The sequence below is a fragment of the Flavobacterium sp. ov086 genome, assembly GCF_900187965.1.
In the GTDB taxonomy this organism is placed as follows: Bacteria; Bacteroidota; Bacteroidia; order Flavobacteriales; family Flavobacteriaceae; genus Flavobacterium.
In genome coordinates this window covers 12,447-38,672 of the sequence record NZ_FZNL01000038.1, presented here as the reverse complement: position 1 = coordinate 38,672, position 26,226 = coordinate 12,447, and the positions used below count along the sequence as shown (strand labels likewise).

Sequence of the window (26,226 nt, the reverse complement as noted above, 5' to 3'; positions counted from 1 at the left end):
AGAACTAATCAAAAATAAAGTCTTATGCAGTATGACCCAAAACTCAGACCCGTATGAAAATGCCGTAGCAGAAAGAATTAATGGAATTTTAAAACAAGAATTTATGATCGATAAATATCATCAAAAAATAAAAATTACAAAACAAATTATAAAAGAATCGATCAATATTTACAATGAACAAAGACCACATTATTCTAATCATATGCTAACACCAAATCAAATGCATTGTCAAAATCAAATCCAAATAAGAACCTATAAAAACAAAAACAGTTGCAAGAACGTTCTTGCAACTGTTTAATTAATTATTTTTATCTAATAATCAGTGTCGTTTTTTTAGGACGAGACAAAGTTTTAGATTGAATTACAATCCAAATTCTGCTTTTACTTTGTCTACAAAATCAAGTTTCTCCCAAGTAAATAACTCAACAGTAACTGTTTTTGTATGTCCGCCTGGAGCAGAGAAAGTTTTAGTTACAACTTCTGGTTTACGTCCCATGTGTCCGTAAGCAGCAGTTTCGCTATAAATTGGGTTTCTTAATTTCAAACGTTGCTCGATAAAGTAAGGACGCATATCAAAGATAGCTTCTACTTTTTTAGCGATTTCACCGTTTGTTAAGTTTACTTTAGAAGTTCCGTAAGTATCGATAAAAATACCCATTGGCTCAGCAACTCCAATAGCGTAAGAAACCTGTACTAAGATTTCGTCAGCAACACCAGCAGCAACTAAGTTTTTAGCGATATGACGTGTAGCATAAGCAGCACTTCTATCTACTTTACTTGGATCTTTTCCAGAGAATGCACCACCACCGTGAGCACCTTTTCCACCGTAAGTATCAACGATGATTTTTCTTCCTGTTAAACCAGTATCTCCGTGAGGTCCTCCAATAACGAATTTTCCTGTTGGGTTAATATGGTAGTTGATTTTATCATTGAATAAATGTGCGTGAGCAGGATTTTTAGCAATGATTCTAGGAATCAAAATTTCGATAATATCTTTTTTGATTTTAGCTAACATTGTAGCTTCTTCATCAAAATCATCGTGTTGAGTCGAGATTACAATCGCATCAATACGAGTTGGCTTATTATCATCGCTATATTCTAAAGTTACTTGCGATTTTGCATCAGGACGTAAATAAGTGATTTCCTTGTTTTCACGTCTTAAAATTGCTAACTCTTGTAATAATTTATGAGATAAATCAAGTGCCAATGGCATGTAGTTTTCAGTTTCGTTAGTTGCGTAACCAAACATCATTCCTTGGTCTCCAGCACCTTGCTCTTCTGGCTTAGCTCTGTCAACACCTTGATTAATATCAGCAGATTGTTCGTGAATTGCCGAAAGAATTCCACAAGAATTTGCCTCAAACATATATTCGCTTTTAGTATATCCAATTTTACGGATTACTTCGCGAGCAATTTGCTGCACATCAAGATAGGTATTCGATTTTACTTCACCTGCTAAAATTACCTGACCTGTTGTAACCAGAGTCTCACAAGCTACTTTTGAGTCAGCGTCAAATGCCAAAAAGTTATCAATTAATGCATCCGAAATTTGATCTGCAACTTTGTCTGGATGCCCTTCACTAACAGATTCTGACGTAAATAAATAAGCCATAATAATTTATTAAATTAAAATTAAGTGAGAAAAAATAATTGCTAAAAAGGGCTAAAGGAGAATTCCTGCTTTAGCATTTTTTACTACCGAAATCAATCTTTCAGTATTCATAACGAACCGTTTCATTATGAAGAGGTTGCAATCAGTTCAAATTTTTCCTCTGTATTCGGGTGCAAAGGTATAAAACCATTTTGATTTGCAAATTAAACTTTTGATTTTTTTGATTTTATAACTATAAATTTAACATAATATACTATTTTGATAGGGTAATGGAAATTATTTCTGTTTTTGTTTGGTCGATTAAAAAATAGTTTGCAAATTTGCACCATCAAAAACAAAGAAAAAATGAAATCAACAATTTGCAATATGTCTTGTAAGATGCCGGAGCCTTCCGCAGAGATGCTATTGTAGTTTTTTTTTTGAAAAATATATATAGAAACCTCTGCCAAACCGCAGGGGTTTTTTTATTTCCAAAAAGAAAACAAATTGTAAATCATCTTTAACCCAAAATAATAATAAATACCAAAAAGAAGTAATGAAAAAAAATCTAGTAATAGCTTTAGGTCTTTTGACAATTTCAGGCATTTATGCACAGGAAAATAAAAAAGAACAAGACAGCTTAAAGAATAATGAATTGTCTGAAGTGACAATAGTTGGGTCAAGAAGTAAAAACAGAGTAAAAGCAGATGTACCCGTTCCAGTTGATGTTTTTAATATATCTGAAATAACAAAAGGCTCGCCACAAACCAGCGTAACACAGATTTTAAATTATGTTGCACCCTCTTTTACCAGTAATGCAACTTCTACGGCAGATGCAACAGATCACGTAGATCCGGCGCAATTACGAGGTTTGGGACCAGATCAGGTTTTGATTTTGGTAAACGGTAAACGCAGACATACAAGTGCATTAGTAAACATTAACGGTTCTCCCGGAAGAGGATCTGTTGGAACAGATTTAAACGCAATTCCGTCATTCGCTATCGAAAGAATCGAAGTTTTGCGTGATGGAGCTGCGGCACAATATGGTTCAGATGCTATTGCGGGAGTTATCAATATTGTATTGAAAAAGAATGCTAATTTTATTTCAGGAGGTATTCAATATGGTACAAATTTATCTTCGGGATCTAATAATTTTAAAGGTGGAGCCGATGGTCAACAACTACACGTAGACTTAAATTACGGAACTTCATTAGGTAAAGCCGGAAGTTTCCTGAATGTTACGGCAAGTGCCACTACCAGACAGGCAACAAGCAGAGCAGGAATTAGAAGTAATGGAATTTTTAATGCCTACAATGCGGTAGAAAACAGAGCGGCTCAGGATGGGGTTTATATAAACTCGTTGTTTAGTAATATTAACAACACTGCAAACTCAGCGCAAATTCTTAGTTCGTTGAAACAATATGCACCCCAAGTGAATTATTTTACGACGGCACAGCAAACGGCAATTTCATCAGCTACAACTATTACTCAAATGCAAGCAGCTTTGGGGTTTGATGCCACTAATAATGAATTGGCATACAGAGGTCAGGAAAGAAGTGATTATAATATGAGTGTTGGTCAGTCAGAATTGGCTTCAGGACAAGCTTATTATAATTTAAAATATCCTTTAAGTGATATTACATCTTTATATTCTTTTGGTGGACTTTCGTATAGAAATGGTAAATCTTACGCTTTTAACAGATTGCCAAATGGTTCCGGAACTTTCACGCAAGTGTACCAAAATGGATTTTTACCAGAAATAGAACCTGATATTCTGGATTTTTCATCTGCAGTAGGGCTTACAACTCAATTATTTGGTTTTGATACCGATATTAGTACAAACCTTGGTAGAAACTCCTTTAAATATGATGTAAACAATACTATTAATGCAACTTTAGGAACCAACTCGCCTTCTAGTTTTTATGCAGGTAGAGTTTCGTTTTTGCAAAGTACAACTAATTTAGATTTGACTAAAAAATATGATGTTTTAAGTGGATTGAATGTTGCTTTTGGTGGAGAATTTAGATATGAAAATTACCAAATCAAAGCGGGAGATGAAGCGTCTTATGGATTGTATGATATCAACGGAAATCTGGTATCGGGAATTTTGCCAAGCAATTCACCATTAATTGTTACAGATTTTTTCGGAAATAAACGTGGAGCGGGAGCGCAAGGTTTCTCAGGTTTCCAACCATCGGATGCAAAAGAAAAAGATAGAAAAAGTGGTGCCGCATATATCGATTTAGAATTAAATGCTACCGAAAAATGGCTTATAAACGGAGCAGCGCGTTATGAAAATTATTCTGATTTTGGAAGTACAGTTACCTTTAAATTAGCGTCTCTTTTAAAATTGACAGACAATATCAATTGGAGAATTTCGGGACAAACTGGTTTTAGAGCGCCATCATTACAACAAAAATATTTTGAGACGAGTTCAACTCAGTTTATAAATGGTTCTCCATATCAGGTTGGTTATTTTACAAATGATTCTCAGGCAGCAAAAAGCATTGGAGTTGAAAACCTGAAACCTGAAAAATCTAAAAGTATCAGTACAGGATTTACATTCAAAATTCCTGAGGCTAATATTACAATTGCAACAGATGCTTATTTTACAAGAATCGACGACAGAGTGGTATTAACCGGACAATATGCAAGGCCAACAGATACGCAAATAGATGCAGCAACTTCACCGGCACAAAAAGAGGCATTGACATTGTTTCAACAAGCATTTGATTTAAAAGGTGTTGAAAGAGCTTCGTTCTGGACTAACGGAATCAACTCTGAAACTAAAGGTATTGACGTAGTAATTTCTCAAAAATATGATGTTATCCCTGATTTTGTGATCAGAAATGATCTTGCTTTAAGTTATAATGAAACAAAAAGAGTAGGAGATTTAAATGTTCCTCAATCTATTATAGATGCTGGTGGAGAACCTTATAAATATTCGTTTTTCCCGGAATCAAGCAGAATTTATTTAGAAGAAGCAATTCCGAAATTGAAAGCTAATTTAATGACAACATTCAGTATTAAAAAACTGGATATCTATTTAAGAAACAGCTATTTTGGAGCAGTTACAGATCCGGGAGCGACAGATGTAAACTTAGACGGATCAGCTTCTGTTTACGAACATCCGGAATACAGTGCAAAAATTGTAACCGATTTATCTTTCGGATATCAAATCAATGAGAAATTCAGATTCACACTTGGATTTAATAATATAGGAGATGTTTATCCGGACAGAAATAATCCTGCAACTCCTGCATTTACTAATACAACGCCAACATTGTCTCCTGTGCCAAGTACAGATTTAAGCAACGCAAATCAGTTTGCTTATTCCAGAGCAGTATCACAATTTGGATTAAACGGAAGATTTGGTTTTGCCCGATTGAGTTTTAAATTCTAAAATTTTGAAATATTAGCCACAGATTATACGGATCAAACGGATTAACACAGATTTTTTTAATGAAAATTACCAGCAATTTCGCTGTAAGAAAATATTTAAATGTTAAATGTTATTTTTTGATTTGGTAGTTCTAAAAATAGTTTCTATATTTACTCTATCAAATTAGTCGAGTTAATAAAGTGAATTAATTTAAAATAAATGAAAATGAAAACAATAGCGAATAATATGATGATATGTTGTGGGATGATGCAAATGTGCATCCCAAATCGCTGTTGCCAAAAGTGAAAGAGTAAATCTTTGTTATAGTTAGAACTATAAGCCCTTTTGGTAGCCATCCGAAAGGGCTTTTTTATTTCAACATTTTAAATTTTAAATCATGAAAACATTAGATATAAACACAATCGCATTTCAGTACTTATTGAGAACAGATTCTCAAAAAAATAATGAAAACTCGGAAGAACTAACAAGTGAAACTTTAAAGTATAATCCGGAATTATATATAAAAGGTCAAAAATCTTTGTTGTTTCAAATGTACAATCTCGAAGAAGAAGACCTTTTTATATAAAACATTTCAATTTTAAAAATCAATAACAATATATAATAGTATTAATAATACCTAAAAAACTAAGATCATGAGCACACAAAAATTTGCAACAAACGCACTACACGCAGGACACGATGTTACTAAAAATGCAGGAACCAGAGCCGTACCTATTTACCAGACATCATCATATGTATTTAATAATTCAGATCACGCTGCCAATTTATTTGGTCTAGCCGAAGCCGGATTTATTTACACCCGATTAAATAATCCAACAAATGATGTTTTAGAACAACGGCTTGCAGCGCTTGAAGGCGGAATTGGAGCAGTTGTTACAGCATCTGGAGCGTCAGCAATTTCGACAACATTTTTGACTTTGCTAAAAGCGGGCGATCATATTGTGGCTTCAAATAGTTTGTATGGTGGAACTTATAATTTGCTAAATGTAACTTTGCCACGTTTAGGAATCACAACGACTTTTGTAGATCCGTCTAAACCGGAAAATTTCACAAAAGCGGCTAAAGAAAATACAAGAGCCTTTTTTGTAGAATCTTTAGGAAATCCAAAACTTGATGTATTGGATCTGAAAGGAATTTCGGCAGAAGCCAAAAACTTCAAAGTACCTTTTATTGTAGACAATACAGTAGCTACTCCTTATTTATTAAACCCAATCGAATACGGAGCAAATATCGTGATTCACTCCTTGACTAAATATATCTCCGGAAACGGAACTTCATTAGGAGGTGCCATTATAGATGCCGGAAATTTTGACTGGTCTAACGGAAAATTCCCTGAATTTACAGAACCTTCAGCAGGATATCACGGATTAGTATATCACGAAGCTCTGGGAAATGCCGCTTTTATTGCAAAAGCAAGAATTGAAGGATTACGCGATTTTGGTGCAGCTTTGAGTCCGTTTAATGCTTTTCAAATCATTCAGGGATTAGAGACTTTACCAATCCGAATTAAGAAACATAGCGAAAATGCTTTGGCTCTGGCCGAATGGTTAGAGAAACAAGATGAGGTAGTTTGGGTAAATTATCCAGGTCTTAAAAACAATAAATACTACGATTTAGCGCAACAATATTTACCAAAAGGACAAAGTGGTGTAATCACTTTTGGACTAAAAGGTGGTTTTGAAGCGGCCAAAAAAGTAGTTGACGAAACTAAACTGTTCTCACTTTTGGCAAATATTGGTGATACAAAATCATTAATTATTCATCCGGCAAGTACAACACACCAACAATTGTCTGATGCGGACCAATTAGAAACAGGAGTTTCAAAAGATTTAATCCGACTTTCGGTTGGAATTGAAGATATCGAAGATTTAATAGCTGATTTGCAAACCGTTTTCACAAGCGTAACTCAATCGCAATACAGCATTAATAAAAATTAGGTTTTTTTGTTTTTTGTTTGAAAAATTGCCTTTAGCAGTGTGAGTTCTGCTAGAGGTGATTTTTTATAAAAAGCAAATCATTATAAAAGTTTATTACTATATAAGTGATATAAGTTCATTTTGTAGAGACGCACAGCAGTGTGTCCAAATTATAAGTTGACAATATTAAATGAACTTATATCACTTAATATGGTTTAATCAAACCCCAATAAATTAGAAATTATGTCAAAGCTTAAAATAAATATCATCCTTTTTGGAATTGGAAATATCGGGAGTACTTTGATCAATCAAATTATAGAAAGTCAGGAGTTTTTTCTCGAAAGTAAAAATGTCGATTTTCATTTTCCGATTATCACCAATTCAACAGTAGCTTTTTTTGAGAAAGAAGGCGTTGGATATGCCTGGGAAACCAATTTTCTGCAATTGGCAGTTCCTTTTAAAGTGCAGGATATTATTGAATTTGCCAAAGTAAATGAATTTGAAAATCTAATTGCGGTAGATGCTACGGCAAGTGACGAACTAATTCATCATTATAATACGTTGATCGAAAACGGATTTAATATTGTGGCGGTAAATAAAAAAGCCAACACATTACCAATCGATTTATATAAAGAGATTAGAACAAATCTTAAGAAGTACGACAAAGAGTTTTTGTATGAAACATCGGTTGATACCGGTTTTCCGGTTTTACAGACTTTACGGGACTTGTATTATTCAGGTGAAAAAATCACAAAGATTCGTGGTGTCTTTTCGGACAATCTGAGTTATGTTTTTAACCGATTTGCAACAGAAGAAGCTACTTTTTCTTCGCTTTTAAAAGATGCGAGTCTACTCGGATTAATGCGTTCGACTTTTAAAGAGGATTTGTCCGGAAATGATACGGCCAGAAAACTATTGATTTTGACGAGAGAAATCGGGAAGGATTTTGAATTATCAGATATAAAAATCAATTCGCTCATTAGAGAAGAACATTTAGAGCAAAACGGCATCCTTAATAAGGAAGCGGTCGACAAATCGTTCAAAATTGCAAAAATCACACAAGCGGATAATCATGTATTAAGGTATGTAGGAGAATTTAATGTGGAGAAAAATACTTTAGAAGTCAAGTTAGTTTCAGAACCCATTTCGTCAGCCATTGGTCAATTGAAGGGATCTGATACTATTTTTGAAATTTATACCCAATCTTATGCAGATGTTCCAATAGTAATTCAGAGTGCATCGGCATGTAAACAAGCTATTTCAAGAGGAGTAATTACTGACATTTTGAAAGTGGCTGAAAAAATTAAAAACAAAGAAGCAGTTTGGTTGTAAGTGGTTTTTAATAGTAGTTAGTTGTTCTTTGATATTTTGAAACAGGAAAGTTCGTAACATATTTTTTGTAGGTTTTACCGTTCATTTTAGTAAAAGTCAATTTTGTAAGATGTTTTTTAACGTTAAATTGATGTTTTTTAACGTTTTTTAAGATTAATTTGTTGATCCTCACTTGTGTAATTGAAAAAATATTCGCACATTTGTAACACCTCCAAATAACCTAAGAAATAGATTTAGTATTCTAAATATAGTTATGGCAATCGGAGCAAAAGTTAAAAACTTTATTTTTTATTGGTTCTTATAAAGAAGAACAAGTGAAAAGTATTTCAATAGTTTCGAAAAGCTTATAAAATTAAACAAATGCAAGAATTTTTTAAAATAGCAGCAAATAAGTCACAGATGAATAAGTCCCTACAGATGAACAAGATGTTTAATGTCGCACGTATTTGTGTACGCGTCTGTTGATACTAAAAGTATATATAAGTTGTTAAAAACTTAAACCCTTTTGGTATTAAAAACCCAAAAGGGTTTTTTTATTCCATTTGGTTACCATAACAAAGAATTAAAGAAATAGTAAAGATTATAAAATGCAAACTAACATAAACGTAAATATCATGAGCACATTAAACTACTTAACAAAAACTTTTTCAACATTGAGAAACTTAAGAGCTAAAAGAAATAATCCGCCGCCGCCAATAAATGAATTGGTACATCCAAGATTCGGAATCACGGAAACGGATAAAGTAACGGAGAAAAAAGAGCCAAACTCATTATTGTTTTTGATGTATTCAAAAGAAAATGAAACACTTTTTATCTAAATCAAAGAGTGCTATAAAATAAGGGAAACCTGCTTAATTTTACTGGGCAAATTGTTCGGTAATTTTTTGCGTATAATAGTTTTTGGTTGAATTATGTTTAAGAAATTGCGGAATCAGTTTCGATAAAATTTGTTAGTTTAAGAAATAAGTAGTTAATTTGCACCTTTAAGTTCAAAAACGTATTGAAATGTTATAAAGAAAGGACGAGGGATTAGACCCGATGAATCCTTAGCAACCCTTCGTTAAATCGAAGAAGGTGCTGCATTCTACCACGCCCAAACGTGGAAAGATAACAACAAGAATTTTTCTAGTTTCACTCTAGTACTTTCTTTCTAATATTTCCACATACAAATCAATAATAAAAAGATTTGAAATTGGAAAATATACCAAGTCCCATCATAATTCAGGAATTCATCACAGAAAGTGGTGCATCATATCCGTCATTACCGTTAAGTTTTACACTTTCTGGTTTGCCATTGCATAGCGCGCCTATTGTTTTGGTCAATCACGCATTGACAGGAAACGCTGAGGTAACCGGAGAGAATGGTTGGTGGAATGATTTAATTGGCGACGAAAAAACAATCGATACACACAAATATACTATTCTGGCTTTTGACGTTCCCGGAAACGGAAATGATTCGTTTATAATCGAAAACTATCTGGATTTTACAACCAGAGATGTTGCCCGAATTTTTATAAAAGGTTTAGAAGCTTTGAATATTAGTCAGTTACATGCTATTATTGGTGGTTCTGTTGGTGGAGGAATCGCTTGGGAAATTCTTGCTTTAGAACCAAACATCACCCAAAACTTAATTCCGATTGCTACAGATTGGAAATCGACAGACTGGATGATTGCTAATTGCTACTTGCAAGAGCAAATCCTGAACAATTCTTCAAGACCTATAGAAGATGCCAGAATTCATGCAATGTTGTGTTACAGATCTCCTGAATCATTCAAAGAAAAATTTCAACGTACTGTAAATACCAAGCTGCCTATTTTTAATATAGAAAGCTGGTTGGCGCATCACGGCGAAAAATTACAAAAGAGATATCAATTGTCATCATATAAATTGATGAATCAATTGCTTAAAACCATAGATATTACCAGAAACAGTGACGATTTTGAAACTTTAATGTCCAGAACAAATGCAGCGATTCATATTATCGGAATCAATTCGGATTTGTTTTTTACACCAAAAGAAAATCGGGAAACTTTTCAAGAATTAAAAAAGTTCAAAGACAATGTTTTTTACAGCGAAATAGATTCTGTTCACGGACATGACGCTTTTTTAATCGAGTACAAACAATTAGATCATTTACTTGCCGATATTTTTAAGGCAGAAACAATAGAAAAATAAAATGAAAGTATTAAAATTTGGAGGTAAATCGTTATCAAACGGAGAAGGACTTAATAAGGTAGTTTCAATCATTTCTGATAAAGTAAATCAAGGCGAAAATATCGCCGTTGTAGTTTCGGCTCGCGGAAATGCTACAGATGAATTAGAATATATTTTAAAAATCGCTGCTAAAAACGGGGATTACAAACCATTATTCGAAAACTTTAAAATCTATCAGGTTTCAGATTATCCTCAGGTTGATTTATCTGAAGAGTTCACCATTTTAGAGAAACTTTTTGAAGGAGTTAGTTTAATTGGTGATTACAGTAATAAAATCAAAGATCAGATTTTGTCTAAAGGAGAATTGCTTTCGGCTAAATTATTGACGGCAATTTTAAAAGAAAACGGAATTCCGGCAAACTTTGTTGATTCAAGAGAATTGCTAAAAACCGATTCTAAATTTGGAGATGCACAACCTTTGGAGCAGCTTTCTAAGAAAAATGTTGTCAATTATTTCAAAGAACATAACGGCTCAACAGTAAATATCGTAACAGGTTTTATTGGTTCAAACAATAACAACGATACGACAACTTTGGGTAGAAACGGAAGTAATTATACAGCATCATTGATTGCTAATTATTTGAATGCTGAAGAATTACAAAATTTCACGCACGTTGACGGAATTTATACAGCAAATCCTGATTTGGTTGCGGATGCTAAAAAAATCGAATTCCTTTCGTTTAATGAAGCAAATGAATTGGCTAATTTTGGTGCAACAATTTTGCATGCCAAAACTATTATTCCTTTATTAGAAAAAAATATCCCACTTCGTATTTTAAATACTTTTAATCACGAAAACCGCGGAACTTTAATTACTTCAGATTCTACAAAAGAAGGAATCAAAACACTTTCTGTTTTAGAAAATGTTTCGTTAGTAAATCTTGAAGGTCGCGGATTACTTGGAAAATCAGGTGTAGATGCCCGAATTTTTAAAGTAATGGGAGATCACAATATCAGTGTAAGTATTATTTCGCAAGGTTCTTCAGAAAGAGGAATTGGGCTTGTTGTAGCGACTGATAAAGCTACATTGGCAATGGTTGAGTTGGAAAAAGAGTTTGAAAACGACTTTTATTCTAAAGACGTAAACCAAATCACCGTAACAGATAATGTATCGGTAATTTCGATTATTGGTCAGGATTTGAGTACTTTTCATAAACCTTACACAGCATTAATTAAAAATAAAATTGTTCCAATATTGTTTAACAATACCGTTACGGGTAAAAACGTGAGTTTGGTAGTTAAAAAATCGGAACTTAATAAAGCATTAAATGTAATTCACGGAGAGATTTTTGGAGTTTCTAAAAAAATCAATATCGCAATTATCGGTCACGGTTTAGTAGGTGGAACTTTAATCAATCAGATTTTAGAATCTACAGCAGCGATCGAAAAAAGAAAAGATGTTCGATTGAATGTTTTTGCAATTGCCAATTCTAAAAAATTACTTTTAAATAAAAATGGCGTAACTTCAAACTGGAAAACAGATATTGAAAAAGAAGGTCTTGCATATACAATTCAGGATATTATTGCTTACGCCAATCAGCATCATTTAGAAAACTTAATTGCGATTGACAACACGGCAAGTGCAGCTTTTGTAGAAAATTATATTTCGCTGGTTGAAAGCAGTTTTGATTTGATTTCATCAAATAAAGTTGCCAATACATTAAGTTATGGTTTCTATAAAGAATTGAGAAAAGCTTTGGCAGAAAACCAAAAGAATTATTTGTATGAAACCAATGTTGGTGCAGGTTTACCATTAATTGACACGATTAAATTATTGCACCTTTCGGGTGAGAATATCACGAAAATAAAAGGAGTTTTCTCGGGAACATTGAGCTATTTATTTAATAATTTTTCGGCGAAAGATGTTCCGTTTAGTGAAATTTTGAAAGAAGCAATTGATAACGGATACACAGAACCAGACCCGCGTGAGGATTTATGCGGAAATGATGTGGGAAGAAAATTATTGATCTTGGCAAGAGAATTAGATTTACAAAATGAGTTTGAAGAAATCTCAATTCAGAATCTAATTCCGGAACATTTACGTGAAGGAAATGTTTCTGATTTCTTGACAAAATTAAAAGAATTCGACCCAATTTATGAGAAAATCAAAGCCGATCAAAAGCCAAATCACGTATTGAGATACATTGGTGAATTGTCTGGAGATTTGCAAAATGACAAAGGAGTTCTCGAAGTAAAATTAGTTTCAGTACCTTCAGATACAGCTTTAGGCGGATTGAAAGGATCTGATTCTTTCTTCGAAATTTATACAGAATCTTACGGAGATCGTCCAATCGTAATTCAAGGAGCCGGTGCAGGTTCTGCAGTAACTGCGAGAGGAGTTTTTGGAGATATTTTAAGATTATCAGATAAAGGATAAAAATATGGTACCATTTAATGAACTTATAGGATTTATTTTAGCAGCATTTTTTCTTGTGATTAGTCCAGGGCCAAATATGATTTATTTGATTTCCAGGTCAATTACACAAGGGAAAAAGGCGGGAATAATTTCACTGGCAGGAATAGTTTCCGGAATTTTATTTCATATCGTTTTAGTGTCGTTTGGAATAACGGCGCTTTTATTTGCTGTTCCTTTTGCGTATTCAATTCTGAAAACATTGGGAGTTGTCTATCTTTTGTATTTGGCTTTTCAGGCAATTAAGCCAAATGGTAAAAATATGTTTGAAGTAAATGATAATTTAACGATCGACAGACCTCGTAAACTGTTTGGTGTTGGTTTTTTAACAAGTGTTTTAAATCCAAAAATTGCAGTATTTTATTTGTCGTTTTTTCCTCAGTTTATAAAACCGGAATACGGCTCAATTATGATGCAAAGTTTACAATTAGGAATTACTCAGGTAACAATTAGTTTTACTGTAAATTTTATAATTGTATTAACGGCATCAAAAATTGCAGTATTCTTTGCGACAAAACCAACATGGTTAAAAATTCAAAAATGGTTTATGGCCGGAGTTTTGACCTCAATGGCAATAAAAATGGCTTTTTCGAAAGCAAAATAAAACAAAAAACAAAAAAAATGAAAGTAACCTTAAACAGAGTAAACGACGCGTTTCATTTTAAACTCAAAAATGAAAGAGGTCATGTAGTTGATGTTGATAGCAGAGCCGAATTTGGCGGAAGCGATTTAGGTGCAAGTCCAATGGAATTAGTATTGATGGGAGTTGCGGGATGCAGTGCTATTGATATGATTTCGATTTTGAAGAAACAACGTCAGGAAATAACATCTTTTAATGCTGAGGTAGAAGGAGAACGTGTTCAAGTTGGAGAAGCAAAACCTTTTAAAGAAATCAATGTGGTTTTTTATCTGGAAGGAGATGTTAATCCTGAAAAAGCAAAAAAAGCAGCGCAGCTTTCTTTCGAGAAATACTGCTCAGTTTCTAAAACAATTGAACCAACAGCTACAATAAAATATAAAGTTGTATTGAACAACGAAGCATTATAGAATTAGAAAATTAGTCAATTAGAGAATTAGATAATTTTTAAGTGGACTATTAAATAATGACCCACTTTGGGTTTTAAATTTTGGTTTTGCGTATAGTGAAAACTTGAAACCTGAAACAAGAAAAACAAACACAATGAGCGAACAAGAATTTGGTTTTGAAACTCAAGCCATAAGAACACAATTAGAAAGAACTCAGTATTTAGAGCATTCGGTGCCATTATACTTATCTTCAAGCTTTGTATTTGAAGATGCCGAAGATATGAGAGCTTCTTTTACAGAGGAAAAAGAAAGAAATATATATAGCCGTTTTAGCAACCCAAATACTACTGAATTTGTAGATAAAATTTGCAAAATGGAAGGCGCTGAAGCTGGTTACGCTTTTGCAACGGGAATGGCAGCTGTTTATTCAACTTTTGCAGCTTTGCTAAATTCAGGAGATCACATTGTTTCTGCCAGCAGTGTTTTTGGTTCGACACATGCTTTGTTCATGACTTATTTTCCAAAATGGAATATCGAAACTTCGTATTTTGATATCAATAAGCCGGAAACAATTGAGGGTTTTATTAAACCTAATACAAAAATATTATACGCAGAATCGCCAACAAATCCTGGTGTGGATGTAATTGATTTGCAATTATTGGGAGATATTGCCAAAAAACACAATCTGATTTTAATTATCGACAACTGTTTTGCGACACCTTATTTGCAACAGCCAATAAAATTTGGAGCACATTTGGTAATACATTCTGCGACTAAATTAATTGACGGACAAGGAAGAGTTTTAGGTGGGGTTACAGTTGGAAGTGAAGATTTAATCAGACAAATTTATTTATTTTCAAGAAATACAGGTCCGGCTTTATCACCATTTAATGCTTGGGTTTTATCGAAAAGTTTAGAAACATTGGCCGTTCGTGTTGACAGACATTGTGAAAATGCTTTAAAAGTGGCTGAGTTTTTAGAAAGTCATCCAAATGTAAATAGTGTGAAATATCCGTTCTTGAAATCGCATCCGCAGTACGAAATTGCAAAGAAGCAAATGAAAGCAGGCGGTAATATTATTGCATTCGAAATTAAAGGTGGAATTGAAGCAGGAAGAAAATTCCTGAATGCGATACAACTTTGTTCATTATCAGCAAATATTGGTGATACAAGAACAATTGTTACGCATCCGGCTTCTACAACGCATAGTAAATTGTCTGAAGAAGATCAATTAGCTGTTGGAATTACGCAAGGTTTGGTACGTGTTTCTGTAGGTCTAGAAACGATAGAAGATGTAATTGCTGATTTGAAGCAAGCGCTTGCATAATTTTAGATTTCTGATTTTAGATATTAGATTTTGATCTGATATCTAAAATCTTATCTTTATAATATGGTAAAACCAAGATTGCTTATTTTATCGGATTTATTTGGAGGGAAAGATTCGGAGTGGGTGAAAAGCTACATGGATTTATTACAATCTAAATTTGATATCCAGTATTATAATACTCCTGAACTTGCTGGTATTGATGTTTTTGATCTTACAGAAACGGAAATTCATAATCAATTCCTTAATGGCGGAATTGATAAAGCAGTAGAAAATTTACTGAGATTAGAAAGCGGTAAAGTGGTAATTCTGGGATTTAGTATCGGAGGGACTATTGCTTGGAAAGCAGCTTTAAAGGCTTTAGAAACATCTCATTTATTTGCTGTTTCGTCAACTCGATTGCGATATGAAACGGAATCTCCAAATTGTAAAGTGAAACTGTATTTTGGCAAAAAAGATCCAAACAAACCTAACTTACAATGGTTTTTGGATTTGAATTTAGAAAATGAAATTCTTAAGAACCATGATCATCAATTGTATTTGATTGAAAAGAACATGTCCTTAATTTGCAATGATATTTTAAAAACTTTATTGTAATGACGATTTTTGACTGTAAATTTATTACTGTTAAAAATCGTCATTCTTTTTGGTGATTGTCTCAGTAAAAAATATATTTTTGTTAGTGATGAATCAAAAAAAAATATTCACAATTAAACTAAATCTACATGAGCAATTCTACTTACGTTTTAGACGATAAATTATTAGCGTCGACCGGAACACGTTTTTTAAATTATATTATTGACCTTGTCTCTTTTGTAATTATCCTAATTGGAATCGGAATTATAATTGGTATTCTCTCCGCATTATTTGGGATGACCGAGATTGGTGTATGGATTAATGGTCTAGGTGATCTTGGCTGGAATATTATTGCTATCTCAGTTTCAATAATCTACTATACTTTGATGGAAGGATTATTTGGAAGAACAATTGGTAAGTTTATTACAGGAACTATTGTTGTGGATGAAAATGGAGAAAAACCTAGTTTTGGAACTATTTTTAAAAGAAGCTTGTGCCGTTATATCCCTTTTGATGCTTTTACTTATTTGGGAGGTTCCAGAGGGTGGCATGATTCTATTTCGGATACTTATGTTGTGAATAAAAAAGCTCTGGACGAAGAAATAAAAATATTCAAAGAATTTAGTTTAATTGGTGTAAACGATACAAATTAATTAAACTATACTAATTTAGTAGAACTTAGTTATGGATTCTCTTATTTTTCTCGTTCAAAAAAACTATTTTTGTAGTAGAAAAATATGAAGATTGTTATTTTAGATCAGAAATCTAAAATTAGCACTCTACACTCTAAAATCTATAAAACGTGCTTTCAAAGAAAACAAAATACGGAATTAAAGCCCTTACATATTTAGCAAGACGCGAAAATAACGAACCTGTACAAATTGCTGAAATTGCTAAAAGTGAACATATTTCAATTAAGTTCTTAGAAAGTATTCTGTTATTACTCAGAAACTCCGGTTTTCTTGGTGCAAAAAAAGGAAAAGGCGGAGGTTATTATCTGATAAAAGATCCAAAAGATATCAGTATGGCAAAAGTATATCGTATCCTTGAAGGTCCAATAGCTTTGTTACCTTGTGCGAGTCATAACTTTTATGAAAAATGTGATGATTGCGATGACGAAACAACCTGCGCAGCAAGACGTTTAATGACTGAGGTTAGAGATAATACACTTAAAATACTTGAAAGTAACTCATTGGCAGATATTGCATTTTAAACAATTCTGTTCTTAATAAACATAAAAAGACCATTTCAATAATCTTATCGAAATGGTCTTTTTATGTTTTCAAAGGGGATGCTTACTTTAAAAAATCAATTTATATCCAGCCAGGAAAAGCATCACTGCAATGGCGTTTCTAAGAAATAAGTCAGGCACTTTTCCGCTTAACATACTTCCGATAAAAATCCCGGGAAGAGAACCTAATAATAATTGAGCTAGTAAAGTCAAATCTAAATTTCCCATCGAAGCGTGTCCTATTCCGGCAACAAGAGTTAATGGAACGGCGTGAGCAATCTCGGTCCCCACCAATCTTGGTGTTGGTAAAAGCGGATAAAGAAAAAACAGCGTAACTGTTCCTAAAGCTCCGGCACCAATAGAAGTCAGTGTTACAGTTGCTCCCAATAAAACTCCAATTCCTATAGTAAGCATATTTTGCGTGTGACTTTCACTGTGGAATTTGTCTCCGGCATGTTTTTGTGAGTATACTAATAGCTTCTTTTTGAATAAAATGGCAATAGATGTAAAAAGTAAAGCCCATCCTAAACTGTATTTTATTACGGCATTTATAGTCGAAATATCTGTTTTGATACTATTCAAAATCCATAGAGTAAGTAAAGCGGCGGGAACACTTCCTAAAGTAAGCCAGCCAGTAATCGTCCAATTGATATTTCCTTTTTTATGATGTACAAATACACCTCCCATTTTAGTAAAAGCTGCATATAGTAAGTCGGTTCCAACTGCTGTTGTTGGTGGAATTCCGAAATATAATAAGATTGGAGTCATTAAAGAACCACCTCCAACACCTGTTAATCCAACAACAAACCCTACTACTAAACCGGCAATTACAAGACCTATTTGAAAATCCATGAATAAATATTTGCTGTAAAAATAAGAACAATTTTATAATTATCCGATGGATTTGGTAGACTTTAAAATGTTATATTTGCAAATGAATATTTTTAACCATTTATTTCGTTGTAATACAGGTCTATATGATTTTTAACTTAAGAAGCTAATTTGTTATATTATTGTAAGTTGCTTCATTCTTAACCAAAAGAGAATTAGAGTTGTAAAAAAATTAAATAATGTTTTGATATTTAGAAATAAGTACTAATTTTGCATAGTAATCTATTAAGCCGATAGGGTAATGGATTTAAAGCTCGAAACCAAACCAAGGGTATGGAAAAAGAATTGAAAATAAATAATTATGATGTTAGATCTGATGCATCAATAAAAGAAAAGTTGTGGGTTGTAATTCCCGTGATCTTGTTAGTAGGTTTATTGTCTACATTAGTATACAATCATTATACTGAGTTTTCTGTAGAAGGATTAATTTCAGGATTTAATAATGATTTTTTAATCTTTTTTGCCATCGGAGTTTTTGCTCAATTGGTAGATGGAACATTAGGAATGGGTTACGGAGCAACTTCAACTTCGTTTTTATTGGCTTACGGAGTTCCGCCGGTAATTAGTAGTACAGGAGTTCACGTTGCAGAAATGTTTACAACAGGAGCATCGGCAATTTCGCATCATAAATTCGGAAACATTAATAAAAAGTTGGTAAAACATTTATTAATTCCGGGAGTTTTAGGTTCGATTATGGGGGCTTATTTATTGTCTGATGTTATTAATGGTGATGTTATCAAGCCATTTATAGCGGTTTATATGATTGTTTTGGCAGTTATTATTATTCGAAAAGCATTAGCGAAAAGCATCATCAAAAAGAAAACTAAAAAACTTGGATATTTAGCCACTTTTGGTGGTTTTATGGATGCTGTTGGCGGTGGAGGCTGGGGTCCAATCGTAACATCAACATTGTTAGGAAGAGGTAGAAATCCAAGATATACAATAGGTTCTGTGAATGCCGCTGAATTTGCAATTTCATTTGCAAGCGGAATTACATTCATGCTTTTTGGAGGAATTCACGGTTGGCAGGTTATTATAGGTTTGATTTTAGGAGGTGTAATTGCAGCGCCATTAGGAGCTTATTTTGTAAATAAAATCAAAAGAAAACCAATGATGATTGCTGTTGGAGTTTTGATTATATTATTGAGTTTAAAAACATTATCTAAATTATTGTAATATTTTTTAGAAGGAAAGAAAGAGAATATGAGTGCGACTATTATACAATCATTATTAGATAAAACAAAGGATCTTTCGCTTGACGAAACATTAGCTTTTTTAGCAAATGAATATCCGGGGAAGGTTGTTTTTTCAACATCTTTTGGTCAGGAAGATCAGGTGATTACAGATTTTATTGCAAAAAGCAATCAGGACATTACCATCTTTACATTAGATACTGGAAGACTATTTCAGGAAACTTACGATGTTTTTCATAAGACATTAAAAAAGTATAAAAAACCAATTGAGGTTTATTTTCCTGAAGCAACGGCGGTGGAGAATTTATTGAAACAAAAAGGACCAAACAGCTTTTATGATTCAGTCGAAAACAGAAAAGAATGTTGTTTCATCCGAAAAGTTGTTCCGTTAAGAAAAGCTTTGGCAGGAAACTCAGTTTGGATTACAGGTTTAAGAGCAGAACAATCGGAGAATAGGCATGATTTGAATTTGTTTGAATATGACGGAGGTTTTGAAATCATCAAATTCAACCCATTATTAAAGTGGTCTTTAGAAGAAGTTGAAACGTATTTATCAGAAAACAATGTCCCTCAAAATGCTTTACACAAAAAAGGTTTCGTAAGTATTGGATGTGCGCCTTGTACGAGAGCAATTTTCCCCGGAGAAGATATCAGAGCGGGAAGATGGTGGTGGGAATCAAGTCATAAAGAATGTGGGTTGCATAGTGCCAAAAAAGAATAAAGAGAATAGAGAAAAGAATAAAGAGCAAAGAGTCAAGAATATAGATTTTGAGTTCCGGAGGAACGGTTCATATTGTAGCGTCGGGTTTTAACCCGATGGATAAGGAGGAACGATTTATATTGTAGCGTCGGGTTTCAACCCGATGGTGGTGATGTAAAAATGTAACGAGGTTTTGGGATTAAACCGATGAATTTAGAATATAGCAACGGATTAAAATTCGTTGAAAAACAACAAACAAAAAACACAGAATAACGATAGTTTAAAGGTTTTAGATTAAACTCACACCGATCTAAAACTAAAAAAATTGTCAAGCATTAAACAAAATATCAAATGAGTTCAGTATTAAAAACAAACGCTTTAGAGAGTGAAGCAATATACATTTTCAGAGAAGTAATTTCACAGTTTGACAAACCGGTTTTACTTTTCTCTGGAGGAAAAGATTCTATAACATTAGTACGTTTGGCGCAAAAAGCCTTTTTCCCTGCAAAAATTCCGTTTCCTCTATTGCATGTTGATACGGGACATAACTTTCCTGAAACAATTGCTTTCAGAGATAAATTGGTTGAAGAATTAGGATTAGAGTTAATCGTTCGTAATGTTCAGGATGCTATTGATGAAGGAAAAGTAGTTGAAGAAACCGGAAAATATTCTAGTAGAAACAGCTTACAGACAACAACACTTTTAGATGCTATCGAAGAATTTAAGTTTGATGCTTGTATTGGTGGAGCGCGTCGTGATGAAGAAAAAGCAAGAGCTAAAGAACGTATTTTTTCAGTTCGTGATGATTTCGGTCAATGGGATGAAAAAAATCAACGTCCGGAGTTGTTTGATATTTTGAACGGAAAAATAGAAAATGGACAAAACGTACGTGTTTTTCCAATTTCAAACTGGACAGAATTAGATGTTTGGAGTTATATCGAGAAAGAACACATCGAAATTCCATCAATCTATTTCTCACATAAAAGAAAAGTTTTTTTGAGAGACGGTTTAATCTGGTCGCATTCTCCTTTTGTGTATCAGGAAGAAGACGAGCAAATCGAAGAAAGAATTGTTCGCTTCAGAACCGTTGGAGATATGAGTTGTACAGCTGCTGTAGAATCGTATGCAGCAACAATCCAGGAAGTTGTTGGAGAAATAAGAACTTCAACTATTTCTGAAAGAGGAGCCAGAATCGACGATAAACGTTCTGAAGCTGCAATGGAGAAAAGAAAACAACAAGGGTATTTTTAATTAATTATTAATTGTGGATTGTTAATTATTAATGCAATTCGGAAAGTAATTAAAAACGAAATCAGAAAAACAAAAAACATACAGATTTAGATTTAGTTCAAAGGGAAGCAACTTTAAACTTGAAACAAAAAAATTTAAACCTGAAACAAAATATAGAAATGGAAGTTTTAAAAATAGCAACAGCAGGAAGTGTAGATGACGGAAAAAGTACTTTAATCGGGAGATTATTGTACGATACAAAATCGTTGACTACAGACAAAATAGAAGCAATCGAAAAGAGCAGTAAACAAAAAGGATATGATTATCTTGATTTTTCTTTGGCAACTGATGGATTAGTAGCAGAGAGAGAACAAGGAATCACAATTGATGTTGCGCATATTTATTTTTCGACTGCGAAGAAAAGCTACATTATTGCCGATACTCCTGGTCACGTAGAATATACGAGAAACATGGTTACAGGAGCTTCGACTTCTCAGGTTTCTATTATTTTAATTGATGCCAGAAAAGGAGTAATCGAGCAGACGTACCGTCACTTTTTTATCAATAATTTATTGAGAGTAAAAGAGGTAATTGTTGCGATTAACAAAATGGATTTAGTTGATTATTCTGAAGAAGTTTACAACAAAATCAAAGCCGATTTCCAGGCATTAAATGCAAAAAGTACTTTCAAAGAGCAAAACGTAAGTTACATTCCGTTAAGTGCAATCAATGGCGGAAACGTGGTTGATCAATCTAAAGATATGCCTTGGTATACGGGACAAACTGTATTGGAGCATTTAGAAGGATTGCATTCTTCAGATGTTTTTGAAGCAGGGAAAGCGCGTTTCCCGGTTCAAACAGTTATTCGCCCAAAAACAGAAGAATATCACGATTTTAGAGGTTACGCCGGAAAATTATACGGAAACTCTATTAAAGTTGGAGATGCTGTTACAGTTCTTCCTTCTTTAACGGAATCAAAAGTTACTAAAATTCACTTTTTCGATAAAACATTTGATGAAGCCGTTGCAGGTTCTTCAATCACAATCGAATTAGAAAATGACATCAATGTTACAAGAGGCGATATGATTGTAAAATCATCAGAACTTCCAAAAATTGAAAAAGAAATCACAACAACAGTTTGCTGGATGGACAGCAAAAAGCTGGTTGCAGGTACAAAATATATTGTACAACACAACACAAACTCAGTTTTGGCAAAAGTAGAGAGTATCAAAAATACTATCTCAACAGATTATTCAGGTACAAAAGAAGCATCGCAATTGGCGATCAACGAAATTGGAGAAGTAAGTATCAAATTAAGTAAACCTTTATATTTTGATGCCTATAACGACAATAAATCAAACGGAGCTTTTATCTTAATTGATACTGCAACCAATACCACAGCAGGAGTAGGATTTATTCGATAAATGCATTAGGCTTTAAGCAATAAGCCTTAAGCAAAAAAGAAAATTAAAAGACAGCTTAAAGCCTAAAGCTTAAAGCCTAAAGCCAGAAATAAAATGGAAAGTTTTAGAACAGAAATAGAAAATCCGATAGTTCAGAAAGAGATTATCGATTTAGAAAAAAAGATTCATTTATTCCGTGGAGGAAAAATTGATGATGAGCGTTTTCGTAGTCTTCGTTTAGCACGTGGAATTTACGGACAACGTCAGGAAGGCGTTCAAATGATTCGTATTAAATTGCCTTATGGTAAAGTAACCAGCGAGCAATTAGTACGTATTACTAAAGTTTCTGATGAATATTCTACCGGACGTTTGCATATTACAACACGTCAGGATATTCAGATTCACTATGTGAGTTTAGATAGAACTCCGGAACTTTGGGCAAATCTGGCAAAAGACGATGTGACGTTGCGTGAAGCTTGTGGAAACACCGTTCGAAATATTACAGGAAGCGAATTGGCAGGTGTAGATGTAAACGAACCATTTGATGTTTCGCCTTATGCACATGCTTTATTTCAATATTTATTAAGAAATCCGATTTGTCAGGAAATGGGACGTAAATTTAAAATTTCGTTCTCATCATCTGATGAAGATACCGCTTTGAGTTATTTGCACGATTTAGGATTTATTCCGAAGATTGTTGATGGCGTTCGTGGTTTTAAAATCATGTTTGGTGGAGGTTTAGGATCTCAGCCAGCGCATGCCGAATTACTTTCAGAATTTGTACCGGCAAACGAAATCATTCCAACAGCAGAAGGAATCATCCGTATTTTTGACAGATATGGTGAGCGTGCAAAAAGAATGAAAGCACGTATGAAATTCTTAATCAAAGAAATGGGAAGAGATGTTTTCCTTGATTTAGTTGAAAAAGAGAAAAAAGCAATCGCTTTTGAAACATACGAAATTGACACAACCGCTTTTGACGGACCAATTGCAGAGCCTTTGTTAGAAGCTCCAAAAGTTGCAATCGAAGATACTGTAGCTTATGAAGCCTGGAAAAAATCGAATGTAATTGCTCAAAAACAAGCAGGTTATTATGCGATTGGAATCAAAGTTTTATTAGGAGATTTTTATACTGATAAAGCGAGATTATTAGCCGCTTTAATTAAAAATTACGCAGCAAATGAATTACGTTTTTCATTGCGTCAAAATATTGTAATACGTCACGTAAAAGAAGAGAATTTACCTTTCTTTTATCAGGAATTAGCTAAGCTGGACTTTGTTCATTTAGGATATAATTCTACAGCAGATATTACAGCATGTCCGGGTACAGATACTTGCAACTTGGGGATTGCAAGTAGTACCGGTATTGCAGAAGAACTTGAAAAAGTTTTAAATGCAGAATATCCACAGTACTTAAACAATCAGGAAATCGAAATTAAAATTTCTGGTTGTATGAATGCTTGCGGACAGCATAATATGTCGGCAATTGGTTTTCAGGGAATGTCAATCAATTCAGGAAAATTAGTAGCTCCGGCTTTACAGGTATTATTAGGCGGAGGAAGATTAGGAAATGGTGCAGGACGTTTTGCAGATAAAGTAATCAAAATTCCAAGCCGTAGAGGTCCGGATGCATTGCGTACAATCTTAAATGATTTTGACAAAAATGCAAACGGAGAAAAATTCCTGAATTACTACGATTTAAAAGGAGAGAAATATTTCTATGAAATCTTAAAACCTTTCGCAGACGTAACCAATTTAACCGAAGCTGATTTCGTAGACTGGGGTAACGCAGATAATTACGTAAAAGCAGTTGGAGTTGGAGAATGTGCCGGAGTTGTGATCGATTTAGTTGCTACATTATTATTAGAAGCTAAAGACAAATTGACTTTTGCTCAGGAATCTTTTGACGAAAACAAATGGTCTGATGCAATCTATCATGCTTACGCAGGATTTGTAAACGGTGCAAAAGCATTATTACTTGCAGAAAACGAAAAAACAAACAATCACGCAGGAATTGTTGATTTGTTTGATACTGTTTTCATTGCAAGCAGTAAAATCGAATTACCAACAACATTTAGAGAGTTGGTATATCAAATCAATCAAACAGAGCCTTCAGAAGCGTTTGCAAAACAATACATTCAAGAAGGAATTGCATTTTTTGATACAATAGAAAAATACAGAGCTCAAGAATTAGCAAATGCTTAATATCAAACCCAAAGTAACTTTAGTTGGTGCAGGTCCCGGCGATCCGGATTTGCTTACGCTGAAAGGTGTAAAAGCACTTGCTGAAGCAAATGTGGTTTTATACGATGCATTGGCGAATGACGAAATATTAGCACACGCTCCTAAAAATGCCATCAAGATTTTTGTTGGAAAAAAAATAGGAAATCACGCTTATACGCAAGATCAAATTAATCAATTGATTGTTGATAATGCATTGACGTACGGAAATGTAGTGCGTTTAAAAGGTGGTGATCCGTTTATTTTTGGACGTGGAAGCGAAGAAATAGAATTTATTGAGAGTTTCGGAATCGAGACAGTTGTAGTTCCAGGAATATCCTCTGTAGTGGCAGTTCCGGCAAGTCAGGGAATTTCGATTACAAAAAGAGGCGTTTCAGAAAGTTTTTGGGCGATTACAGGAACAACTTCTGATAGAAAATTATCTTCAGATGTGGCTCTGGCGGCTCAATCTTCTGCAACGGTTGTTATTTTGATGGGAATGCACAAATTACCTCAGATTATCGATTTATTTCAAAAAGAAGACAAAGGAGATTTACCCGTTGCAATCATTCAAAATGGAACAACTTCAGAAGAAAAAGTAGGGGTTGGAACAGTAAATTCGATTATAGAAATTGTAAAAGAGCAAAAATTGAGCTCACCAGCAATTATTGTTCTTGGAAACGTTGTTCGCGAAAGCAATAAGTTAAAAGGATTTTACGAAGAATTTCTATCAAAAGAGACAATTCGTTAGAGTTATATTCCGTCAGGAATAGCTAATCAATAGAAATAATCCATGAATGTTCCGTTAGGAACAATTCCTCGGTAAAAAAAATGTTATCAATAAAATGTTCCGTTAGGAACATGTGATTGGTAAATCATCTAATTTTGATTAGATGAAATTAAATTAAAATGGAACAGAATGAATTATATCCAATATTTTTAAAACTTCACAATCTAAATGTATTGATTGTGGGCGGAGGAAATGTTGGTTTAGAGAAGTTGTCTTTCTTATTAAAGTCAAGTCCAAATGCAAATGTTGAGGTTGTAGCGCCAAATTTTCATTTAGAAATTAAGGTCTTAGCAGAGCAACATCCTTCGATTACATTAACAAAATCGAAGTTCAAAAAGAAAATGCTCAAAAAACGTCACATGGTAATCGCTTGTACCGATGATTTAAAAGTCAACAAAAAGGTATATGAATTGTCACGAAAGCGTTATTTGATTTGCAATATTGCCGATACGCCAGATTTATGTGATTATTATTTAGGCGGAATTGTAACGAAAGGAAATGTAAAAATTGCCATTTCGACCAACGGAAAATCGCCAACAACAGCCAAAAGATTACGGGAGTTTTTTGAAGAGGTAATTCCGGATGATATCAACAAAATGGTCGAAAACCTGAATGAATATCGAAAGACGTTGAAAGGTAATTTTGAAGAAAAGGTTAAAAAGATGAACGAGATTACGGCTTCATTAAAAAATAAAGAGTAAAAAATTGCACAGGGAAATCAATGATAAATATCATTTGATATTAGAAGATATTATTCGTTTCTTTGTATTAT

At 33.6% G+C, this 26,226-nt stretch carries 23 protein-coding genes and 1 riboswitch; of the genes, 21 read left to right on the top strand and 2 right to left on the bottom strand.

Going from position 1 to position 26,226, the window contains the following annotated elements; all coding sequences use genetic code 11:
• On the top strand, positions 1–298 hold a 298-nt coding region (locus CHB81_RS25550), incomplete at its 5' end, for an integrase core domain-containing protein (protein WP_141130446.1).
• Positions 299–361: 63 nt separating this feature from the next.
• Here the strand turns inward: CHB81_RS25550 and metK are convergent.
• Complete coding sequence (metK, locus tag CHB81_RS25545; protein WP_089354642.1) at positions 362–1,612, bottom strand: methionine adenosyltransferase; 1,251 nt, start codon at positions 1,610–1,612, stop codon at positions 362–364.
• 535 nt (positions 1,613–2,147) lie between these two features.
• Here metK and CHB81_RS25540 point away from each other — a divergent pair.
• The 13 genes from CHB81_RS25540 (at position 2,148) to CHB81_RS25480 (ending at position 17,009) form a co-directional block, all read left to right on the top strand.
• The gene (locus tag CHB81_RS25540; RefSeq protein ID WP_089354641.1) at positions 2,148–4,994 is read left to right on the top strand and encodes a TonB-dependent siderophore receptor; all 2,847 of its coding nucleotides are present in this window, start codon (positions 2,148–2,150) and stop codon (positions 4,992–4,994) included.
• A gap of 376 nt (positions 4,995–5,370) precedes the next feature.
• A complete protein-coding gene (locus CHB81_RS25535) occupies positions 5,371–5,559 on the top strand; it encodes a hypothetical protein (RefSeq protein ID WP_089354640.1) in 189 nt (62 codons plus the stop codon).
• A 67-nt stretch (positions 5,560–5,626) separates the two neighbouring features.
• Positions 5,627–6,931 carry an O-acetylhomoserine aminocarboxypropyltransferase/cysteine synthase family protein gene (locus tag CHB81_RS25530; protein WP_089354639.1) on the top strand — a complete coding sequence of 435 codons (1,305 nt, stop codon included), beginning with the start codon at positions 5,627–5,629 and terminating at the stop codon, positions 6,929–6,931.
• A gap of 222 nt (positions 6,932–7,153) precedes the next feature.
• Positions 7,154–8,242 (top strand): aspartate kinase, encoded by a 1,089-nt coding sequence (locus CHB81_RS25525; protein WP_089354638.1) that lies wholly within the window; start codon positions 7,154–7,156, stop codon positions 8,240–8,242.
• 614 nt (positions 8,243–8,856) lie between these two features.
• Positions 8,857–9,060 (top strand): hypothetical protein, encoded by a 204-nt coding sequence (locus CHB81_RS25520; RefSeq protein WP_089354637.1) that lies wholly within the window; start codon positions 8,857–8,859, stop codon positions 9,058–9,060.
• 187 nt (positions 9,061–9,247) lie between these two features.
• A riboswitch (SAM riboswitch) is annotated at positions 9,248–9,356 on the top strand.
• A gap of 72 nt (positions 9,357–9,428) precedes the next feature.
• Positions 9,429–10,418 carry an alpha/beta fold hydrolase gene (locus CHB81_RS25515; RefSeq protein ID WP_089354636.1) on the top strand — a complete coding sequence of 330 codons (990 nt, stop codon included), beginning with the start codon at positions 9,429–9,431 and terminating at the stop codon, positions 10,416–10,418.
• A gap of 1 nt (position 10,419) precedes the next feature.
• Complete coding sequence (gene thrA / locus CHB81_RS25510; RefSeq protein ID WP_089354635.1) at positions 10,420–12,834, top strand: bifunctional aspartate kinase/homoserine dehydrogenase I; 2,415 nt, start codon at positions 10,420–10,422, stop codon at positions 12,832–12,834.
• A 4-nt stretch (positions 12,835–12,838) separates the two neighbouring features.
• Positions 12,839–13,474 (top strand): LysE family translocator, encoded by a 636-nt coding sequence (locus tag CHB81_RS25505; RefSeq protein WP_089354634.1) that lies wholly within the window; start codon positions 12,839–12,841, stop codon positions 13,472–13,474.
• 17 nt (positions 13,475–13,491) lie between these two features.
• Positions 13,492–13,917, top strand: coding sequence for an OsmC family protein (locus CHB81_RS25500; RefSeq protein ID WP_089354644.1), 426 nt, complete (start codon positions 13,492–13,494; stop codon positions 13,915–13,917).
• 133 nt (positions 13,918–14,050) lie between these two features.
• Positions 14,051–15,223: a PLP-dependent aspartate aminotransferase family protein gene (locus CHB81_RS25495; RefSeq protein ID WP_089354643.1), complete on the top strand. Its 1,173-nt coding sequence runs from the start codon at positions 14,051–14,053 to the stop codon at positions 15,221–15,223.
• Between the two features lie 63 nt (positions 15,224–15,286).
• Positions 15,287–15,817, top strand: a complete 531-nt coding sequence (locus CHB81_RS25490) for a hypothetical protein (RefSeq protein ID WP_089354633.1) — start codon at positions 15,287–15,289, stop codon at positions 15,815–15,817.
• Positions 15,818–15,945: 128 nt separating this feature from the next.
• Positions 15,946–16,449, top strand: coding sequence for an RDD family protein (locus tag CHB81_RS25485; RefSeq protein WP_089354632.1), 504 nt, complete (start codon positions 15,946–15,948; stop codon positions 16,447–16,449).
• Positions 16,450–16,598: 149 nt separating this feature from the next.
• On the top strand, positions 16,599–17,009 hold the full coding sequence (locus CHB81_RS25480) for an Rrf2 family transcriptional regulator (protein WP_089354631.1): 411 nt from the start codon (positions 16,599–16,601) through the stop codon (positions 17,007–17,009).
• A gap of 87 nt (positions 17,010–17,096) precedes the next feature.
• Here the strand turns inward: CHB81_RS25480 and CHB81_RS25475 are convergent, their stop codons facing one another.
• Entirely contained in the window at positions 17,097–17,879 is a 783-nt protein-coding gene (locus tag CHB81_RS25475; RefSeq protein ID WP_089354630.1) for a sulfite exporter TauE/SafE family protein, read from the bottom strand.
• 312 nt (positions 17,880–18,191) lie between these two features.
• Here CHB81_RS25475 and CHB81_RS25470 point away from each other — a divergent pair, with 312 nt between their 5' ends.
• The 7 genes from CHB81_RS25470 (at position 18,192) to CHB81_RS25440 (ending at position 26,155) form a co-directional block, all read left to right on the top strand.
• Positions 18,192–19,094 (top strand): sulfite exporter TauE/SafE family protein, encoded by a 903-nt coding sequence (locus tag CHB81_RS25470; RefSeq protein ID WP_089354629.1) that lies wholly within the window; start codon positions 18,192–18,194, stop codon positions 19,092–19,094.
• Between the two features lie 27 nt (positions 19,095–19,121).
• Positions 19,122–19,832: a phosphoadenylyl-sulfate reductase gene (locus CHB81_RS25465; RefSeq protein WP_089354628.1), complete on the top strand. Its 711-nt coding sequence runs from the start codon at positions 19,122–19,124 to the stop codon at positions 19,830–19,832.
• 330 nt (positions 19,833–20,162) lie between these two features.
• A complete protein-coding gene (cysD, locus tag CHB81_RS25460; RefSeq protein WP_026983843.1) occupies positions 20,163–21,062 on the top strand; it encodes a sulfate adenylyltransferase subunit CysD in 900 nt (299 codons plus the stop codon).
• Positions 21,063–21,220: 158 nt separating this feature from the next.
• Positions 21,221–22,465 carry a sulfate adenylyltransferase subunit 1 gene (locus tag CHB81_RS25455; protein ID WP_089354627.1) on the top strand — a complete coding sequence of 415 codons (1,245 nt, stop codon included), beginning with the start codon at positions 21,221–21,223 and terminating at the stop codon, positions 22,463–22,465.
• Between the two features lie 93 nt (positions 22,466–22,558).
• On the top strand, positions 22,559–24,649 hold the full coding sequence (locus CHB81_RS25450; protein WP_089354626.1) for a nitrite/sulfite reductase: 2,091 nt from the start codon (positions 22,559–22,561) through the stop codon (positions 24,647–24,649).
• On the top strand, positions 24,642–25,415 hold the full coding sequence (gene cobA / locus CHB81_RS25445) for a uroporphyrinogen-III C-methyltransferase (RefSeq protein ID WP_089354625.1): 774 nt from the start codon (positions 24,642–24,644) through the stop codon (positions 25,413–25,415). The genes CHB81_RS25450 and cobA overlap by 8 nt, the downstream gene beginning before the upstream one ends.
• A gap of 158 nt (positions 25,416–25,573) precedes the next feature.
• Entirely contained in the window at positions 25,574–26,155 is a 582-nt protein-coding gene (locus CHB81_RS25440) for a bifunctional precorrin-2 dehydrogenase/sirohydrochlorin ferrochelatase (RefSeq protein WP_089354624.1), read from the top strand.
• Positions 26,156–26,226 lie beyond the last annotated feature (71 nt).

Coding starts and splice junctions, on each gene's coding strand:
- CHB81_RS25450 (WP_089354626.1), top strand. CDS start 22,559: ATGGAAAGTTTTAGAACAGAAATAGAAAATCCGATAGTTCAGAAAGAG.
- metK (WP_089354642.1), bottom strand. CDS start 1,612: ATGGCTTATTTATTTACGTCAGAATCTGTTAGTGAAGGGCATCCAGAC.
- CHB81_RS25505 (WP_089354634.1), top strand. CDS start 12,839: ATGGTACCATTTAATGAACTTATAGGATTTATTTTAGCAGCATTTTTT.
- CHB81_RS25525 (WP_089354638.1), top strand. CDS start 7,154: ATGTCAAAGCTTAAAATAAATATCATCCTTTTTGGAATTGGAAATATC.
- CHB81_RS25495 (WP_089354643.1), top strand. CDS start 14,051: ATGAGCGAACAAGAATTTGGTTTTGAAACTCAAGCCATAAGAACACAA.
- cysD (WP_026983843.1), top strand. CDS start 20,163: ATGAGTTCAGTATTAAAAACAAACGCTTTAGAGAGTGAAGCAATATAC.
- CHB81_RS25535 (WP_089354640.1), top strand. CDS start 5,371: ATGAAAACATTAGATATAAACACAATCGCATTTCAGTACTTATTGAGA.
- CHB81_RS25540 (WP_089354641.1), top strand. CDS start 2,148: ATGAAAAAAAATCTAGTAATAGCTTTAGGTCTTTTGACAATTTCAGGC.
- CHB81_RS25520 (WP_089354637.1), top strand. CDS start 8,857: ATGAGCACATTAAACTACTTAACAAAAACTTTTTCAACATTGAGAAAC.
- CHB81_RS25530 (WP_089354639.1), top strand. CDS start 5,627: ATGAGCACACAAAAATTTGCAACAAACGCACTACACGCAGGACACGAT.
- thrA (WP_089354635.1), top strand. CDS start 10,420: ATGAAAGTATTAAAATTTGGAGGTAAATCGTTATCAAACGGAGAAGGA.
- CHB81_RS25490 (WP_089354633.1), top strand. CDS start 15,287: ATGGTAAAACCAAGATTGCTTATTTTATCGGATTTATTTGGAGGGAAA.
- CHB81_RS25500 (WP_089354644.1), top strand. CDS start 13,492: ATGAAAGTAACCTTAAACAGAGTAAACGACGCGTTTCATTTTAAACTC.
- CHB81_RS25475 (WP_089354630.1), bottom strand. CDS start 17,879: ATGGATTTTCAAATAGGTCTTGTAATTGCCGGTTTAGTAGTAGGGTTT.
- CHB81_RS25470 (WP_089354629.1), top strand. CDS start 18,192: ATGGAAAAAGAATTGAAAATAAATAATTATGATGTTAGATCTGATGCA.
- CHB81_RS25440 (WP_089354624.1), top strand. CDS start 25,574: ATGGAACAGAATGAATTATATCCAATATTTTTAAAACTTCACAATCTA.
- CHB81_RS25485 (WP_089354632.1), top strand. CDS start 15,946: ATGAGCAATTCTACTTACGTTTTAGACGATAAATTATTAGCGTCGACC.
- CHB81_RS25465 (WP_089354628.1), top strand. CDS start 19,122: ATGAGTGCGACTATTATACAATCATTATTAGATAAAACAAAGGATCTT.
- CHB81_RS25455 (WP_089354627.1), top strand. CDS start 21,221: ATGGAAGTTTTAAAAATAGCAACAGCAGGAAGTGTAGATGACGGAAAA.
- cobA (WP_089354625.1), top strand. CDS start 24,642: ATGCTTAATATCAAACCCAAAGTAACTTTAGTTGGTGCAGGTCCCGGC.